The sequence below is a fragment of the Streptomyces sp. NPDC051738 genome (genome assembly GCF_044453205.1).
Taxonomy (GTDB): Bacteria; Actinomycetota; Actinomycetes; order Streptomycetales; family Streptomycetaceae; genus Streptomyces.
Genome location: NZ_JBITCM010000019.1, coordinates 1 through 15556, shown reverse-complemented (window position 1 = coordinate 15556; position 15556 = coordinate 1). Strand labels below are relative to the sequence as shown.

The 15556-nt window shown below is 68.4% G+C and carries 15 protein-coding genes and 3 pseudogenes; 6 read left to right on the top strand and 12 right to left on the bottom strand.

What is annotated here, in order from left to right:
- Positions 1 to 35 precede the first annotated feature (35 nt).
- From ACIA8X_RS35575 to ACIA8X_RS35555, 5 genes and pseudogenes are all read right to left on the bottom strand, one after another.
- Entirely contained in the window at positions 36 to 122 is an 87-nt protein-coding gene (locus ACIA8X_RS35575) for a DUF5958 family protein (protein ID WP_399460041.1), read from the bottom strand.
- Between the two features lie 14 nt (positions 123 to 136).
- On the bottom strand, positions 137 to 439 hold the full coding sequence (locus ACIA8X_RS35570) for a DUF5958 family protein (protein ID WP_399460025.1): 303 nt from the start codon (positions 437 to 439) through the stop codon (positions 137 to 139).
- Positions 436 to 846, bottom strand: a complete 411-nt coding sequence (locus ACIA8X_RS35565; protein ID WP_393462652.1) for a Fic family protein — start codon at positions 844 to 846, stop codon at positions 436 to 438. Before ACIA8X_RS35565 ends, ACIA8X_RS35570 begins: the two co-directional genes overlap by 4 nt.
- Positions 847 to 1088: 242 nt before the next feature.
- Positions 1089 to 1295, bottom strand: coding sequence for a hypothetical protein (locus ACIA8X_RS35560; RefSeq protein WP_393462654.1), 207 nt, complete (start codon positions 1293 to 1295; stop codon positions 1089 to 1091).
- Positions 1296 to 1451: 156 nt separating this feature from the next.
- Positions 1452 to 2876: pseudogene (locus tag ACIA8X_RS35555) on the bottom strand (NF041680 family putative transposase).
- A gap of 139 nt (positions 2877 to 3015) precedes the next feature.
- On the opposite strand from ACIA8X_RS35555, the gene ACIA8X_RS35550 reads away from it, so the two are divergent.
- Both ACIA8X_RS35550 and ACIA8X_RS35545 read left to right on the top strand, forming a co-directional pair.
- Positions 3016 to 3453, top strand: a complete 438-nt coding sequence (locus ACIA8X_RS35550) for a glutaredoxin domain-containing protein (protein ID WP_393462656.1) — start codon at positions 3016 to 3018, stop codon at positions 3451 to 3453.
- Between the two features lie 148 nt (positions 3454 to 3601).
- The gene (locus tag ACIA8X_RS35545; protein WP_399460024.1) at positions 3602 to 4477 is read left to right on the top strand and encodes a hypothetical protein; all 876 of its coding nucleotides are present in this window, start codon (positions 3602 to 3604) and stop codon (positions 4475 to 4477) included.
- 1789 nt (positions 4478 to 6266) lie between these two features.
- Here the strand turns inward: ACIA8X_RS35545 and ACIA8X_RS35540 are convergent.
- A complete protein-coding gene (locus ACIA8X_RS35540) occupies positions 6267 to 7520 on the bottom strand; it encodes a serine hydrolase domain-containing protein (RefSeq protein WP_399460023.1) in 1254 nt (417 codons plus the stop codon).
- Positions 7521 to 7682: 162 nt separating this feature from the next.
- Positions 7683 to 7889 carry a hypothetical protein gene (locus ACIA8X_RS35535; protein ID WP_393462662.1) on the bottom strand — a complete coding sequence of 69 codons (207 nt, stop codon included), beginning with the start codon at positions 7887 to 7889 and terminating at the stop codon, positions 7683 to 7685.
- 32 nt (positions 7890 to 7921) lie between these two features.
- Here ACIA8X_RS35535 and ACIA8X_RS35530 point away from each other — a divergent pair.
- Both ACIA8X_RS35530 and ACIA8X_RS35525 read left to right on the top strand, forming a co-directional pair.
- Positions 7922 to 8155 (top strand): annotated as a pseudogene (locus tag ACIA8X_RS35530) (transposase); the annotation flags it as partial.
- Positions 8156 to 8308: 153 nt separating this feature from the next.
- Positions 8309 to 8662 carry a hypothetical protein gene (locus tag ACIA8X_RS35525; RefSeq protein ID WP_393462664.1) on the top strand — a complete coding sequence of 118 codons (354 nt, stop codon included), beginning with the start codon at positions 8309 to 8311 and terminating at the stop codon, positions 8660 to 8662.
- An 80-nt stretch (positions 8663 to 8742) separates the two neighbouring features.
- On the opposite strand, the gene ACIA8X_RS35520 is transcribed toward ACIA8X_RS35525, so the two are convergent.
- Positions 8743 to 9213 (bottom strand): hypothetical protein, encoded by a 471-nt coding sequence (locus tag ACIA8X_RS35520; RefSeq protein WP_393462666.1) that lies wholly within the window; start codon positions 9211 to 9213, stop codon positions 8743 to 8745.
- A gap of 1160 nt (positions 9214 to 10373) precedes the next feature.
- Here ACIA8X_RS35520 and ACIA8X_RS35515 point away from each other — a divergent pair.
- On the top strand, positions 10374 to 10859 hold the full coding sequence (locus ACIA8X_RS35515; RefSeq protein WP_393462668.1) for a transposase: 486 nt from the start codon (positions 10374 to 10376) through the stop codon (positions 10857 to 10859).
- A 12-nt stretch (positions 10860 to 10871) separates the two neighbouring features.
- Here ACIA8X_RS35515 and ACIA8X_RS35510 read toward each other — a convergent pair.
- The 4 genes and pseudogenes from ACIA8X_RS35510 to ACIA8X_RS35495 all read right to left on the bottom strand — a co-directional run.
- Positions 10872 to 11060 (bottom strand): annotated as a pseudogene (locus ACIA8X_RS35510) (transposase); the annotation flags it as partial.
- A 166-nt stretch (positions 11061 to 11226) separates the two neighbouring features.
- Positions 11227 to 12678: a dihydrolipoyl dehydrogenase family protein gene (locus ACIA8X_RS35505; RefSeq protein WP_393462670.1), complete on the bottom strand. Its 1452-nt coding sequence runs from the start codon at positions 12676 to 12678 to the stop codon at positions 11227 to 11229.
- Between the two features lie 96 nt (positions 12679 to 12774).
- Positions 12775 to 13248 (bottom strand): VOC family protein, encoded by a 474-nt coding sequence (locus ACIA8X_RS35500; RefSeq protein ID WP_393462671.1) that lies wholly within the window; start codon positions 13246 to 13248, stop codon positions 12775 to 12777.
- Between the two features lie 265 nt (positions 13249 to 13513).
- Positions 13514 to 14419: an NmrA family NAD(P)-binding protein gene (locus tag ACIA8X_RS35495; protein WP_399460022.1), complete on the bottom strand. Its 906-nt coding sequence runs from the start codon at positions 14417 to 14419 to the stop codon at positions 13514 to 13516.
- 508 nt (positions 14420 to 14927) lie between these two features.
- On the opposite strand from ACIA8X_RS35495, the gene ACIA8X_RS35490 reads away from it, so the two are divergent.
- Positions 14928 to 15380 carry a MarR family winged helix-turn-helix transcriptional regulator gene (locus ACIA8X_RS35490; protein ID WP_399460021.1) on the top strand — a complete coding sequence of 151 codons (453 nt, stop codon included), beginning with the start codon at positions 14928 to 14930 and terminating at the stop codon, positions 15378 to 15380.
- The last annotated feature ends 176 nt before the right edge of the window (positions 15381 to 15556 follow it).

The window sequence follows — 15556 nt, the reverse complement described above, 5'->3', positions numbered from 1 at the left end:
ACGCGCGGCCCGTGAGGCCTGCCCGGTCTGATCGGTCAGGTGGGACTCACGGCGGACAGCTTGTGCCACCAGTGAACGCATCCGTCGGAGCAGTAGCGCTCGCGGCGCCGTGCGTCGGCGATCGCGAGTACCGCGATCAGCAGCCGGAACGCCTTGCGGCGCTCGTCGGGGGGGCAAGGCTGGCGATCTTTCCCAGCTGCTGGTCAATCCGGCCGCGTGTGATCAGCACCGCAGGCGTATGCGTCAGGCGCAGTCCGGCACGGCGGATGCTCTCCGGCCCGTCCTCAGTGACGGCGCGAGCTTGGACACAGTGATGGCGGAGGAACAGCAGCGTCTCGGACTGTTCCTCCCGGCTGAGACCGTCGAACCATTCGATGCCCTGTGACATTGGGCGCAGCCCCTGGGCGAGTTCGTTGAGTATGACGTCGCGTCCGGTCATGGCTGGCGCCCGTGGGACCGGCGGCGCTCCGCCGCGGTGATCAGGATTCCGAGCAGTACCGCCAGATCGGCCGCGCCTTCGGCGTCGTCGGCCCAACGGGTGGCCTGCAGCGGGTGCACCTGGTCGAGCGAGACGCCTTCGCGGCCCAAGACAAAGGCCAGCGCCAGCGTGGCTGCGCGGGCGTTGCCGTCCTCGAACGGATGAAAGAAGAGGACCTCGAGGTAGGTCCGGGCGGCGCGTGATGGGAGGGGCAGGTCCGGGCTGGCGCTTTCGGCGAGGCAGTGCTCGAACCGTGCCTGCGTGTCGGGCGCGAGGCTGTAGCGCTCTCGTCCGCCCTTCGCGAAGGCTGGCATCGTGCGGAAGGCGACGGCGTCGCGGTGTAGCACGGTCCGCTGCCAGTTCGCCATGAGGGAAAAGGTCAGCTGAGCGCCCTGCTCCACGTCGGTGAGAGCCCGGTCGAGGGCGGTCAGAACGCGCGCGGTCCCTTCGGCGTTGTGGCCGCCGCGTGTCGCGGTGAAGAAGTCCCGGAAGCCGTCAAGCGCCGGCGGTTCGGCGACGGAGAGCTAACCGCTCCAGCGCGGCCAGGAGATCTCCCTACGGATACGGAGCCAGTCGGCGAGGGCGTCGTTGTGGTGGTCGAGCCCGGAGCTCATCGGTTTCCGCCCATGGTCCGGGCGAACCGCGAGCTCACCGCCTCGACCACCGCGACGTCTGGTGCGATCCAACTGCCGAACCGGCCACCGACCACGCTCTCCCGGGCTCTCTCCTCGTCAATGCCGTTGTAGGCGAGGAACCATTCGAGGACCTGAATGCAGTGCCCGTACCAGCCGCTCTCGGCCTGAGTGCGGTCGGCCACCACAGTGACCAGTCGTGTGCACGCCCGCTCCCAGTGCCAGGGATCCATCGAGGACGCAGCCGAGTTCGACGGCGGTGCTAGGTCCTGTCGTCAAATTCCCGCCTGCCAGGCGTCGCCGGGCAGGCGGGAATTTGACGACAGGACCTAGCTTGTCTTTTAACCTCCGAGGCTGTCGCGCTCGATGATGCTCTCGGGTCGCCTGGTCGTCTTCCCGACGTCGTAGCGGGTCGCGGGGCGGCGATTCTTGGAGCCAAGTGGTCTTCCAGGCCCGGGTGTTGATGGTTTCGGTGCACGGGCCGGACAGGCAAGGTGCCGGCGGAGGTTCCGAAACCCCCGGCGGACACGGGCCGGGGTGAGCCGTGCAGGCTCGGTCGGCCTCTCCCAGGGGCGGCGTAGACCCGCCGCGGCTTCGCGGGTGAGCCGGAGCTGGGTGTGGGCGGCGATCACGAGCCACGTCCAGCGGTCTCCGGCCTCGGGGGTGCGGATCTTCGGCCGGGTCCAGCCCAGGGTCTGCTTCATCAGCCGGAAGGTGTGTTCCAGGTCGAAGCGCCGCAGGAACGCCTGCCAGCGCACGTCGGCATCCTCGCCGCTCAGGCCGATGGCCGACGACCACAGCCAGAGCGGCAGCGGGTCGTGGCCGCCGGGGAGGCGGTCGACCTGGAGGCGGATCAACGTGCCTTCGATGATCGGGAGTTCACCGGTGTGGTCGATCCACGCTGAGCGGGTGGTCAGGCGGGGGTGGATGCGGTCCCAGGCCATCGCGCGGGCGGTTCCGTACCGGTCGGTGACCTGCACCGTGGCCGCGTCCGGATCACCCCACGTCTCCGGCTTGGCGAAGCGGAACTCCTTGCCGTGCTTCGGAGGCCGCCCGCCCTGCGGCGGGGAGATCCACGGAACCGGGACCGGCTTGCGCATCACCCGGTCCGTGCGCAACCGGCCCAGGACCTCCACCGGCAGCCCGGCCAGAAGGTGGGCCATGCGCGGGGCGTCATCGCCGGCGTCGAAGACAATCAGGATGTCGCGGTCGCCGGAGTGCCAGCGGCCCATCTCGATCAGATCGATGACCACCCGGCGGACCTGGGCGGCGGTAACCTCGGCGATGTCGTCGGCCGGGCCGAGACGTACGGCGTCCAGCAACTGACACCAAGACGTCCGGCCCGATTCCAGGGCCGCGACGAACGAGTACGGCCAGCCGGGCACGAACTGGTCCGAGGACCATCCGCTGCGGCCGTAGACATCGCAGAACAGCGCCGGGGCGGAGCCAGTTGCTGACGTCGACTACGAGGACCAGGCGGCCGTCGGCGGCCTGCGGCATGGGCAGGCCGGCCAGCACCTCCCGCAGCCGGGCACGTCCACGTTCCCGTTGTTCAGGGCGTCGTACATGGCGCCGTGCCCGCGCCGGTGCTCGGCCACCAGCGTCAGTTCCACCGGCGCTCTCACCGGCCCGTCCGCACACAGCAGCGCATCCGTGAGGTCGAACAGTTCGTCCCTGCGAGCGGTCAGACAGTCGAATAAGTCCTCCCGGAAGCGTGACGCTTTCGCGAACGCTTCCCCCGGAACATGATCAGGCAGCAAACTCACCTTCACGGCCTTCGTAGTGGTCACGTGCATCCTTGGTCGGAGCACATGATCAGACGAAGGCCGCCTCAGCGTCCGGCGAACACCCAGGTGAGCGGCCTAGTTCGAGGAGCATTTCGACTCACCGATAGCCTGCATCACCATGATGCGCGCTTGGATCCTGCCGATGCTGCTTGTGCTCAGCGGCTCAGCGGTCGCGACTGGGCAGATCTTCACGGGGAACCCCGGCACAGCCGCAGCACTCCTGCTGGCGTTCCTGGCGCTCGCCGGCGTGAACTCGCCCTTGATCTTTCCGAAGTCGATCGGTGCGCAGGAGGCACAACGCCGCCGCGCGGTCGACGGCCGACCGGTCGTCTTCTGGCGGCCGGGCTGCAAGTACTGCATACGACTACGTATCCGGCTGGGCCGCAGCGCCCGCCAGTTGCACTGGGTCAACATCTGGCGCGACCCGGCAGGAGCCGCAGCGGTGAGAGCAGCCAACGACGGCAACGAGACCGTGCCGACCGTCGTCGTGGCGGGCCAGCCACACACCAACCCCGATCCCGAATGGGTGCGCGAACAGCTCTCCCCTTCCGCGTGATTGTCCTGTGCCATCGAACCTCGAGCGAGTGCCATCGAACATTGAGCGGTGATACAGCTGTCACGGGCGCGTGGCTGGCCCGCCAGATGCCGCTCAGTTTCGGTGTTTCTGCGGCGGCACTGATCTTTGATGACCATGCTGGTCAGCTATGGGTACTGAGCCGTCGCCGGAGAGTTCATCCTTGCCCCAGTCGTTGCGACTTGGTCGTTTGTTCGGCGTCATCGTAGGTGTCGGAGCGGCGATGACGGCGGGGATCGCATGGGCCGCCAACCGGCTTCCCGAAGGCCCTTCGACGCAGGACCTTGCAGGCTTGCTTGGGGCAGCAGTTGCGATGGTGGCTACAGGGCTCGGCGCTGTGGCTGTATGGCAGCAAGGGCGCCAGGCTGACCGAGCCATTGATGCCGGTCGTGAGCGTGTTCGCGAGGCTGAGCGCGGGGTGGAAGGCGCTCTGGCTGCTCGCTCCGGATCGTCAGTCACAATGGTGGCCACCAGCGGCCTTGCGCTGACCCCGGAAGAGGCGGAGACGCAGCAAGATCGCCGGTATCTGGCACTGTCCCGGTTGTGGTCGCTCACTCATCGACGGCTGGACCTCTACCACGAGATTGCCACGAACCAGGCACGGCGTTCGTTTGTGAGTGCGCAGATCTCAATGGGGGTCGGCTTTGCGCTCCTGGTGCTGTTCGTCGTCTTGGCCTTGAACGTGAGCAGCACGACTGGGGCAATTGTGATAGGCGGGCTTGGGGCGGTCTCGGCAGCGCTGGCCGGGTTCATCAGCAAGACGTTCGTGAAGTCCCAGCAGTCTGCGGCTGACCACCTGAAGGCATACTTCGATCAGCCGCTGGAGTTCTCCCGCTACCTGGCGGCAGAGCGGTTGCTCGCCGACGCGGGTCTTTCCGAGGAGGAGCGGGCTGAGGTCGTCGCCGTGTTGGTTCAGACGATCGTGGCCGGGCCCGGGCCTAACGCTCCCTTGGACGCGAACGGACTGGCACAGCAGTTGCAAGACCTGTTGCCCGGTCAGCCATAGCTGCGGTGCGCATTGTCCTGTGCCAGGGAAGGTTCATCGCGTGCCATCGAACCTTGAGTGACAGCGCACACGGGCACGCGTCCAGTACGGCGCTATCTCAAGATTCGAAGCTCCAGTTCCGCTTCGCTCGCACAGAAGTGATAGCCCAGGTCACGGGTCCATATGACGGGTGGCCAGCTGCGTTCGGCGCACATGTGTTGCTGCTCGGCTGAACTCGGCCCTCGCCATACAGATACGCAAGGCGAGGTCAGCAGGCCGGGCGGCCGCTGCGGGTTCGCCGGCGCGCATGCCGTGGCGCGTTCCCAGCTTGGGAACGCGGGACCTGCTCGGGGATCTTGGGGCGCTCCTGGTAGGTGAACTCGGTGGCGAGCGTGAGGGCGTGACGCGCCTCCTCGGTAGTGGTGGAGGGCTGATTGCGCTGGCGGGCATGGCCGTGGATGGCCCGGACAAAGCTATCGCCGCCGTGCTGCGCGCCTGGCCCGTCCCCAGCTGATCCCGGCTGTGCAGCAGATACGGGCGATGTCCTCCCTCGTCGGCTTCGAGATCCGGTCACTGTGGGCCGGTAGTGGTCAGGTTGTCTACCAGCATTGCCAGGGCCGACTCTGGGACGGTTCCGCTCGACCCACTGCTTGTCTGTCTCCAGGTCGGGCTCGAGTCGGTGAAACCTGAGCTCTTGGTGTCGTTGACACCCTGGAAGATGCCAAAGTCAATGGGCCCGTCGTCTGCTGATGCGGGGATGGCGGCCGTGAGGAGAGCCGCACCAGCGAGCGCGGCGGCAGCGACGATTTTCATGTCTGGCTCAACGATGCGACTGGCTTCAGGATGTTCTGTTCTGCATCTCTGGTGGAACCGTCGCGTCCGTCGGCCACCACAGCTCGTTGTCGTAGACGGCGGCTTGTTGGCGCCGGAAATGCACGACGCCCCGGCTGGATGGGGGATACCAGCCGGGGCCGTGAGTGGTGACGTGCAGAAGGCGGTCGCCTCTCGGCGGAAGGCTCCATGGGGCTGCAGGGCAACCGACGAAATGCGCTGATCAGGGCCAGCACCGAGCCATCGGAGATCGTTTCCCGTGCATATCAAGATCTTTTCCCATCGCCCGGGTGAGCCGCTCGAGTCGGATCCGCACTCAACGACGTCCGGCGTTCCCAGTACGGACGAGGTGTATGCCGAAGCTGGCCGGCGCGGCGGCGAGCTCCTCGCACAGCGGCTGCCCGGGCCACCGCGCTGACGCGGCACGGCAGCTCCTGGACTGCTGGAGGCGATCTGCTCGGCGTCTTCCTCGGACATGTCCGAGGTGTCGACGCCGGCCGGCACCTCGTACACGGCATGCCTCGCGGCCGCCGGTCACGGTCCCGCCGTCGACGTCGAACCGCACCTGCCGGGCGACTTGCTTTTCGGGAGCGATCGATCCCCCCCCCCGGCGCGATGCTGCCAGGCGAAGGCGGCGGACGGTGCTCCGCGCCGGCCTGCTCATGCCACTTGCGGCCGTGCCGGTCCGCGAGATCCACGACCTACACGACGAGGGCGGCGGAGTCGGCCCCGTAGTTGCCGGTAGCGAACTCGGCGAGCTCCTCACGTAGAGCCGCCGCTCGTTCTGCATCCACTGCCCTCCCATATGCTCACCGCCGTCGCCGCGGCGCGCCCGTACGGACGCGAGATCGCCACCACCGTCGCCGACGAGAACGGCCCGATGCCGGCCATCAACCAGCAGCTCAGCTAACGGCGCCAGCGGGGCCGTCGGCTACTTCCAGGCCGTGCTCCCACCCGGACGCGCCGAACGGCCGGCGCGTCAGGCGGACGGGGACGGCGAGGACGGCGCCGACGGCGGCAGGGCGTAGACGTTGTCCGGGGTCACGATGCGGGTGATGGCCTGAGCGAACAGCGTGCTGTTCTCGGAGCCCTTGTAGATGAAGTCCGCGTTGGTGAGGATCACCAACGTCGCCTTGGCCGAGGGCAGATAGACCGTCACCGACTCGTAGCCGGGGAGCGAGCCATTGTGCCCGATCCACCCGTTGGTGGTGAAGATACCGAGCCCGTACGCGGTTCCCGGGTAGCCGGTGGGCAGCATCCGCAGGCGCTGCCGTTGCGTGGCGGGCTCGAGCAGGGTGCCCGTCGCGAGGATCGGCGCCCATTTCCGCAGGTCCTGCAGGTCGGAGATGATCGCGCCGGCGGCCCAGGCCCAGGACGGGTCCCAGTTCGTCGCGTTCGCGACCTCGCCGTTCCGTGTCTGCACCGTGTAGCCCTGGGCGTGCGGATCGGGGAACTCGGCCCCCTTGGGGAAGACCGTGTTGCGCAGGCCGGCCGGTTCGATGACCTGCTGCTTCAGGAAGTCGCCGAGGGGTTGGCCGCTCACCTTCTCGATGACCAGGCCGAGCAGGATCAGGTTCGTGTTGGAGTAGTTGAACTTCTGCCCCGGGGCGAACAGCGGAGGGTGCTTGAAGGCGTAGTCGAGCAACTGCTGCGGCGTGAATTTCCGGTCGGGGTCGGAGAGGAAGGCCTTGTCGAAGCCCGGGTCGTCGCTGTACGAGAACAGTCCGCTGCGCATCTCGGCGAGCTGGCGCAGGGTGATGCGGTCCCCGTTGGGGACGTCGTCCACGTGCTTCGAGATCGGGTCGTCGAGACCGACCCGGCCCCCGTCCACCAGCCGCAGGAGCCCGGTCACCGTGAACGTCTTGGTCTCGCTGCCGATCCGCACGCGCAGGTTCTCCGACATGGTAGCGCCGGTGCCCTTGTCGGCCACACCGAACGAGCGGACGTACGTGCCCTTGCCCGGCAGCCACAGCCCCACGGTCACCCCGGGCACGCCCGCCTGCTTCAGCGTCTGCTGGACGGCTTTGTCCAGCTGCGACGACAGCGCCGGGGTGAGTTCACGGACCGAGGTGCTGGGGGAGGGCGTCGCGGCGGCGGCCGCCGGCGGGGCGTTCGTCGTGGTGCCGGTGCACGCCGTCACTGTCAGGAGCCCGGCGGCGGCGCATGCCGCCACCGCGAGTCTGCCCTGGGCTGTTGCCGCCGACCACCTGCGGCGTTCGGAGCTGCGCGTCATCCCGGATGCCTCTTTCCGCCGTGCGGTCAGTGCGGCGGCACGCGGAGACGGAAGGTCGCGAAGGGGCGCGTGCCGTGCCCAACGTAAGTCCGGCGCACATCCTCGAGTAGGAGACCGGGCCCGACACTGCCCCGTTCGCAGCAGGCCGGTCAGTCCGCCAGATCAGCCTGAAGCACCATGAATTCGCCTGGCCTCGACCCACAGGCGCTCGAACTCCTCCGCGGAGATCTCGGCTGCCAGCGGCTGGTCCTGCCAGCCCTCGAGCACGGCCTCGGCCAGGACGCCGTACTGCCGTTCATAGCGACCCATCGCCGCGAGGTCGGCATGATCACGCAAGTGCAGCACCTCTTTCAAAGAGGCAGCCGTCACCGGCCGTGAGTCCTTCCCCTGCTCACCTTCAGGGCAACCAGTTGCCGACCTGGATCGAAGCGGTCACCTCTACTGCCGACCTGCCTAGTCTCCGGCACTTCGCCCAGCGCCTTGAACGCGACCTCGACGCCGTCATCGCCGGCCTCACGCTTCCCTGGAACTCCGGAGTCGTGGAAGGCCACGTCAACCGGATCAAGATGCTCAAGCGTCAGATGTTCGGCCGCGCAGGATTTGAACTCCTCCGCAAACGAGTCCTGCTGGCGTGACCGAGAGTCACACGACCGCACGAAGTGGGCCAGAGCCCGCAGTCACGCACATAACCACGGACCAGAAGCCGAACCGCGCGTCACGTTACAGCGGGGCAAAGGTTCTCTGATGCGGCACGGCTGGAGGACATCACTGCGGAGCGCCACCGTCAGATGCCTCAGCGGATCGGACAGGACGCGGAGGCGGTCGCCGAGGTGTGCGCAGTACGCAGGGATGCGCGGGCGCGGGCGAACGCGGCTGCCACCGATCAGAAGGGGGCGGACGAGGTGCTGCATCTGGCGCCGGCCGGCTGGTATGCCGACTGGTTCCTGTCCCGGGTGCCGGGGAAGGCCGACTTGGACCGTGACGCCATCGCTGCGCGGTTCGCGGCGTTGGGGGAGGAGGTGCCGATGAAGCGGTACCCGGACCGGCTGCGGGTAGAGACACGCGAGGAGTTCGAGGCGCGTCTGAAGCGGGAGACCGCGAAGGCGGCGAAGGAGCTGCACAGGCGTCCCGTGGCCGCATAATTCCCCCGCAGGAAACACGAGAGCCCCCGTCCTCCTGGTCGCGGAGGCGGGGGCGCTGCGGTGTGCGAGGTCTGGCAGCGTCAGGTCTGGCACTGCGAGGTCGCCGCGCTGGACCAGTTCGACCAGGCGCCCCCCGCCGGCCTCACGTGGACGCGGATCGTGATTTTGACGGGACCACAGAGGCGGGTGTTGGTGGCGATGGCGATCGGGCCGACCGTGGAACGCCGCTCCACGATGGTCCGGCCGCTGCCCATTTTCATCCAGTCGTCGCCGTCCCCCTGCACGTGGAGGTACGCCTCGTACTCGACCCATGAGGCGTGGGAACGGGAGTTGGTGAGGAGCGCGTGGGCGGTGATGTCGCGCCACCAGATCTCCCCGTCCTTCCAGCGTTCGGCGGAAATACAGCCCCGGGCGCCGATGTTCTGCGTCGAGACCCCGCCGCCGCAGGCGACGGCAGCGGCGTGGGCCTGGGCGGGGAAGGCGAGCGCGGCCACGGCGGCTGCCGCAACGAGGGCTCCCGTACGTTTCATGGTCCGGGCAGTTTTCGTCATGGGGGAACCGTATCCGCTCGTTCAGTCGCCCGCCCCGGCATCCGGCACAGTCACGGTCTGGTCCTGGACGTCTTCGACCACGGTGGCACCGACCAGGCCGAGACCGAGCAGGTTAGCGGCGACGAGCAGTAACGCGCCGGCCGCTTCTGTGCACCCCGACAAGGTGGGGCTGGAGCCGGACCGGATCGCCCCCGCGCCGCGAGAGATCGAGCCGGAACCTACGCCGCGTAGGAAACGGCACTGGCCATTCCTCGGTCGCTGATCCCGATACCCGCGTATTTCTCGTCTGTTCGTGCTGCATACCAGGATCGCCTGGGAATACCTGCCGCAGGAACTCGGCTTCGGATCCGACAGCGAGTGACCGCACCACAAGAAGTGGGCCAGAGCCCGTTTCCACCTACGAAGCCAGAGTGGACCACTCCACCGTCGCGCGGTTCGTACGACGCCACCGTGCCGCCTTGAACTCGCTGTTCGTGCAGGTGTTGTCGCTGTGCGGCCGACGCGGCCTGGTCGATCTTTCGGCGGTGGCCGTGGACGGCTCACCGATGGAGGCGAACGCCTCACGCGACGCCAACCAGCGGCTCCAGCGCCTGGAGGAGACCATCTCCCAGTGCGAGAAAGAGATCCACGCGCTGATTGAGGATGCAGCCGACCACGCGCTCAGCGTCGAGGCCGACAGCTCGCCAGCACAGGGCAGTGGCGAGGACGCGTGGGACAACTGGCCTCGCCTATCGCGACTGTGCGACGGCTCACCCGGGCCCAGTTGGCCAGGGACAGACTGCATGAACGGGCTATGCCTTCACCCACCGAGATCCGGATCAAGGTCGGAGCCGCCGAGCGGATGGTGGCCCGCGCGGAGAAGCGCCTGGCCGCCGAGACCGAGGCTCACCAGGAGAAACTGAAGAAGTACGAACTCCGCGTCCGAGAGGACCGGGCGGCAGGACGTCGTGGAGCGAACGGACGGCCGCCGGTCCCGATGGAGCACAAGACCGTCCTCGTTCGCCAGCGAACGCGACTGGTGAAGATGCGGGCCTGGCTGGAGCGGGCCCGCACACCCCGACCGGCCCCCTCCCCGGAGTCCCGTGCCTGCCTGAGCGATCCCGACTCCCGGCTGATTCCCGGGAAACGCGGCGGCTACCTGCAGGGACAACATCCAGATCGTGTGCGCCCGCCGCCAATTCTTGATGGCCATCGAAGCGCACGACAATCCCTCGGACCGGACGGCCCTCGTTCCGATGGTGAGGAAGACCCAGCACAATCATCAGGCCGCACGACTCCCCGGCGACATCCAACTCTGGCTCGCCGACAGCGGGTACGCTTCCGCCGCGTCCTTCGAGGACCTCACCGACCTCCCGCTACTGGTCTCGGTCACCAGCGATGCAGACCAAGCCGGCTTTCCCGCGAAACGTCAGCAGGCCCCTGCCAGCCAGCAGGACATGGCGGCCCGCCTCGCCACCCCGACAGGACGGGCCCAGTACCGTCAACGCAGTGCCCTGGTCGAGCCGGGATTCGCCCAGATCTTCCAACACTTCGGACGACACCTCAACTACCGAGGCCGCCAGGCAGTGGACGCCGAGATCAAGCTCCTCGGCACGGTGCACAACCTCAACAAGCTCATCAACCACACGCCCAAGAAGCACTCTTGACGTTCACCGGGCGGGAGCCGTGCGACAGCCTCCCAGGTGCGGGCGGAGGTGCCGAAACCCTCGGCGGATCCGGGCTGGGGTGAGCCGATCGGAGGGCCGGCGGAGGTCCGCGGCGAGGGGCCGGGCAAGTCGGAGCTGGGTGTGGGCGACGATCAGGATCCAGGTCCAGCGGTCCGCGGCGTCGGGAGTGCGGAGTTTCGGGGTCTGGATGATGGCGCTGTCATGATCGTGATCCAGCACCCCGCCACGCAGGGGCGCGTCGGCACGCCGAGCACGCGGTCGATGATCTCCCGTTGCGCGGTCTGGAGGCGGGAGTCGGACATCGCCGACCGGAGCGCGCGTCGGGGGTGTTTTGCCGCTTCTGTGCTCAGCCCCGGTGTGTCTCGAGGAGCCGCAGCCATACTTCGCTGATCGTCGGGAAGGCCGGTACGGCGTGCCACAGGCGTTCCAGCGGCACCTCGCTGACGACGGCGACGGTGGCGGAGTAGAGCAGCTCACCGAGGCCGGGGCCGACGAACGTGGCACCGACGACCGTGCCGTGGTCCGCGTCGACGAGGATGCGGGCCTTGCCTCGGTAGCCCTGGGCGTACTGGTGGGCGCCCGAGACGTGTGCAAGGTCGTAGTCGACCACTTCGATCCGCCGCCCGGACCGTTCGGCCTCGGATGTGGTCAGGCCGACGGATGCGACCTCCGGGTCGGTGAAGACGACCTGCGGGACTGCCGCACGGTCGGCGGTGGTGGTGTGCGGGCCCCATCGTTGGGCCAGGACGGGCTCGCTCTTCGCGCGGGCCGCGATGACGGCTCCGGTGATCCTGGCCTGGTACTTGCCCTGGTGGGTGAGCAGCGCACGGCGGTTGACGTCTCCGACGGCGTAGAGCCAGCCGCCGGACACGGCCGTCACCTGGCAGGAGTCGTCGACGGCGAGCCAGTCACCCGGGGTCAGGCCGACGCTCTCCAGTCCGACGTCGGTCGTTCGCGGCCGGCGGCCGGTGGCGAAGAGAATCTCGTCCACGACCAGGTCGCCGCCGTCGTCGAGGGTGACGGTCACCTCACCGTCGTCGGTGCCGTGCCGCTTCACCGCGGTGACGGTGACACCGAGGCGGATGTCGACGCCTGCTTCACTCAGGCCGTCGGTGACGAGTTCGCCCGCGAAGGGCTCCATCCGGTGGAGCAGACCGTCGCCACGCACGAGCATGGTCACCTGGGACCCGAGTGCCTGCCAGGCTGTGGCCATCTCGACCGCCACCACCCCGCCGCCCACCACCGCGAGCCTGCCGGGCACGTGCTCCGCGCTGGTCGCCTCCCGGCTGGTCCAGTGCCGCGTGGTGTCGAGCCCGGGCACGTCGGGCAGTGCGGTGGTGGTACCCGTGCACAGGGCGACGGCGTGACGCGCGGTCAGCAGGACGGTGTCCCCGTCCGGGGTCACCACCGACACACGCCGGGGGCCTTCCAGGCGCGCATGGCCACGGACGAGATCGACGGAGACCGAGCCGAGCCAGGCGACCTGGTCGCCGTCGTCCCAATGGAAGGTCATCTCGTCGCGGTGGGCGAGCACTTCGGCGACGTCCAGCGGTCGGGCCGCCGCCTCGCGGAGCCCCGGGACACGCCGGGCGTCGGCACGGGCCAGGACCGGCCTCAGCAGGGCCTTGCTCGGCTCACAGGCCCAGTACGAGCACTCGCCGCCGATGAGTTCGCTTTCCACGATGACGGTGCTGAGCCCTGCGGCACGGGTCCGGTCGGCGACGTTCTCCCCGACCGGACCGGCGCCGATGACGACGACGTCGTAGCTCTGCGTCGTTCCGGTCGCTGTTCCACTCATCTCTGGTCCTGCTTCCTGTCGGCTCGGCTTGGCTCCGTCACGCCCCTGGCGAGGAGCCTGGACGGCACCCTGTGGCGTCGGTGGTGAGAGCAGAGGTCAGCGGCCGGGGGCTCGTTGCGTGATCTCCTGGAGCACCCAGCCGTTGCCGTCCGGGTCGCTGAAGGTGGCGTAGGAGCCGTAGCTGGCGCGCTCGGGGTGCGGCCCGGCGAGCCGCTCCTGCCCCTGACCCTTGTGGACGACCTCTCCGGCGTCGTGTCCGTGGAAGAAGATGCCCTTGTCGTCGTGGAAGACCTCGCTCACCTCGACACCGCGGTCGACGAGTTGCGCACGGGCCTGCTCGATGTCGGTGACGATGAGGTACAGCCCCTGGGCCGATCCGGGCGGGGCCGTGGTCAGGCCTTCGCCGAAGATGATCGAGGCCTCGGAACCGGGCGGCGTGAGGTGGACGACCTTGAAGTCGTCGGTGACATCCTTGGCGAGGTCGAGCCGGAATCCCGCCTTCTCGTAGAAGGCCCTGGCGCGGTCGAGGTCCGAGACGGGCAGGACGAAGAGTTCGAGTTTCATGTCCATGTCTGTGTTCACCTTCCTTGTTCGAGTCCCGTACCTCTTACGGGACTTGTCGTGAGAGGAAAGGCCTGGTACCAGTTCTCCGCTCGTTCAGCGGGTCCGGTGCGGCGGCGGGCGCATAGCGGCCACGAGAGTGTCGGGGCTGTCGGCGCGGAAGGGGCTTGTGGCGCAGCCGTGAACACCACGGACGGCGGGCTGCGTGCTCGGCGACCCGCACTGCGCTGTCCCGCGCCTCGTCCGATGAGCGGCGATCCGCCTGCGGTATCCATCAGCCCAGGTAGAAGTCCTTGCGTGCCGCCACGAACTCTTCGATCGTCCGGGCGGGGCGCCCGGTCAGGCGCTCGACATCGCCGGAAGCCCGGTCGTAGCGGTTCTGCTGGTGCAGGCGGCACATGGTGATGATGTGCTGCTCGATGTGCGGCGGCAGGCCGATCGTCGAGAGCACCTCTTTGCGCCACGTCTCGAGCGGCGCGTCCACGTACGACACCGGCCGGCCCAGCGCCTTCGCGAAGGCGTCGGCCATCTCCGTCATGTCGATCGCGCGCGGCCCGGTCAGCTCGTAGACGCGTCCGACGTGAGGGCCCGGGTCGCGCAGCACGGTCGCCACCGCCCGAGCCACGTCGTCCACGGCGATCGGCGAGGTGCGCCCCGCTCCGAACGGCAGCACGATGGTGCCGTTCTCCTGGATCGTCCGGGCCGGGAGCGTGGTGAACAGCGGGTTGTCCAGGAACGACGTGGGCCGGATGTGTATGACCGGCAGGCCGGACCAGTTCAGCACCTGCTCTGCCAGCCAGTGCAGCCGCTGCTGGTGCGACTCGGCGGTGCTGGTGGCGGTCATCTGCGACACCGTCATCTGCGACATGCCGACGAGCGCGTCCAGCTCGCCGTACTCGCGCGCGACACTTGCCGCGACGGTCGCCGCCAGCAGGTGGTCGGGCGACACCGGCATGGCGAAGTACATGCTCCGGGCGCCGTCCATGGCGGCCGCTACGGTCTCGGGCCGCGTAAGGTCACCGAGGACGACCTCCGCGCCGAGGGCGCGCAGCCGCGCGGCACGGCCGTCGTCCCGGCGGACCATGACGCGCACGGGCACGTCCTGCGCCCGCAGCTTCTCCAGGACGGCGCTGCCCACACCGCCCGCGCCAGTGATCAGGACGAGGTTGCCGATAGTCATCCGCGGGTCACCTTCTTCGTGGTGGACAAGATTGTGCGTATGCGTGCCGCACGTGTTGGGCGGCGCGCGCCCGTTCGGCGGGGTGCCGGCGCACGTGCTGTATGTGGTGCATGTGTTGCACGTGCTGGGCGAGAGAGCGCGACGCGGAAGCGATGCCACCCGTCGACACATTAGGAGCATATGCTCCTAATTTTGTGAGTGCAAACCATTCCGACCGGCTCCGGCTCACTCGCCTCCCGGGGTGTGCGAGGTGCGCCGACCCGCTCGCCCTGCGCAACGTCTATGCCGGTGAGGCAACGTCGCGACAGTTGTTCCCGCGCCCATGTCTGCCCGGCTGCAACACCCGGCAACTGCGGCACCCATCGAGCCTACGCCCCGACTGGCGCAACGTCGCGGCCAAGCGAGGGAATGCCCGCCGTGCGTCGCGCGTCGGCAGCAGCGGCGGTGCGACAGGTAGGCACGGCGACGGTTAGGCGCATATACTCGTATATGAATTCTGGAGGAGATCATGACTCGCACCGCGGCGGACGGCGTCGGCTCGTGCAACAACCTGGCCCTGCGCAAAGCGGCCCGCTATCTGAGCGCCACCTACGACAAGGCCCTCGCCCCGACGGGCCTGCGCGCCACGCAGTTCAGCATCCTGCAGCACCTGAGTCAGCACGACGAGATAACGATCACGAGCCTGGCCGAGACGATCGCCATGGATCGCACCACGCTGGCCACCAACCTCAAACCGCTCGCACGCGAAGGCCTCGTCACGGTCGAGCCCTCAGCCACCGATCGCCGGGCCCGCATGGTCACCATCACCCCGGATGGCCTCGCCCGCCTGCAGGCGGCCCTCCCTTACTGGCGCACCGCGCAGGCCCAGTTCGAAGACAGCTTCGGCAGCGAGAAGGCCGCCCAGCTCCGCGCCGCACTCGAGGACGTCCTCAGCACCGGGTTCCACCCCTGGGCCGAGTAGGCGGCTCCGTCCGGGCCGTCGCGGCGGTCGGTCACGGCGGCTCACTGACGCCCATAGCGGGCCACGACGCCGCACCGGGCCCTAGAGGTTGTCCCGTAACCGGTGGGGCGGTTGGTGCGTTGGCTGGGCATGGGTGGGGTGATCTCAGCGGATGATCCGAAGTGGATCGAGCCGTT